Below are 1,043 nucleotides of genomic sequence, written 5' to 3'. Positions count from 1 at the left end.
TCACTCTACTCATAAATAAACCTTAAAATTTCTAAAATTTGCTCTTTAAAAGCGTATGTAATAAGTAAGCCAAGACTTAAAAATGGCACAAAAGCCAGCTCGTAGCCCCTTTTTTGAACGACCGCATAGACTGGAAGCGTAAAAAGTGCTGCAAGATAGATCGCCACTAGAGCCAGCTTGACTGGCAAGATAGCTCCGATGATTGCCGCTATAAAGATATCTGCACTACCCATCGCTTCTCTTTTTATGGCAAAGCTTACGACAAATCTCAGCGCCCAAAAGATAAATGCAAAAAGGAATAAATTTAAAATCTGGGCAAAATTTCCTTTAAATATAAAAAGCATCAGAGCGTAGATAAGTGCGAAAAATAGCGCTGTAAAAAGAAGCGCATCTGGCACAGCTTTATATCTTATGTCTACGACGCTAAGAGCTAGCAGCATTATAAAGCAAAGCCCTAAAAATAGCGCGTAAAGCAATGTTTCTACACTTAAAATTTCGCTGCATTCTTTAAAAAAACAGATCAAAAAAAGTATCCCAGAAATTAGTTCTATTACTGGATAGATGAGGCTTATTTTTTGCTTACAAAAGGCACATTTGCCACCTAAAAATATCCACGAAAAAATTGGAATATTGTGATAAAAATTTAGCTTATGATCGCAGTTTGGGCAATGAGAAGCTGGAAAATTTATGCTTTCATTTCTTGGTAGGCGGTAGATCAGCACATTTGAAAATGAGCCCACGCAAATACCCAAAACAAAAGCAAAAACGGCAAAAAAGATGACTAAATTATCCATTATCTCGCTAAACTCCGCCAAATCTTCGCTCTATATTTTTAAATTTGCTAACGATGCTTGTAAGCTCATCTTTACCAAAGTCAGGCCAAAGTGTCGGCGTGAAAAACAGCTCCGCGTAGCTTGCCTGCCAGAGCATGAAATTTGAAAGCCTGCTCTCGCCCCCAGTTCTAATGAGAAGATCCACTGGCTCACTCTCATCAAGTGCTGCATTTAGGCTCGCTTCACTTATCTCACAGCCTTTTAAATTTA

The 1,043-nt window shown here is 38.4% G+C and carries 2 protein-coding genes; both read right to left on the bottom strand.

Annotated features, from left to right (window positions below):
• Positions 1-5: 5 nt before the first annotated feature.
• On the bottom strand, positions 6-794 hold the full coding sequence (locus A3854_RS06105; RefSeq protein ID WP_084041748.1) for a prepilin peptidase: 789 nt from the start codon (positions 792-794) through the stop codon (positions 6-8).
• 7 nt (positions 795-801) lie between these two features.
• Positions 802-1,043, bottom strand: a 242-nt coding sequence (locus A3854_RS06100) for an undecaprenyl diphosphate synthase family protein (protein WP_141081837.1), incomplete at its 5' end; no start/stop codon positions are given.

The organism is Campylobacter concisus, from assembly GCF_002092845.1.
In the GTDB taxonomy this organism is placed as follows: Bacteria; Campylobacterota; Campylobacteria; order Campylobacterales; family Campylobacteraceae; genus Campylobacter_A; species Campylobacter_A concisus_AQ.
This window is presented reverse-complemented; position numbering and strand designations above follow the sequence as displayed.

Coding starts and splice junctions, on each gene's coding strand:
- A3854_RS06105 (WP_084041748.1), bottom strand. CDS start 794: ATGGATAATTTAGTCATCTTTTTTGCCGTTTTTGCTTTTGTTTTGGGT.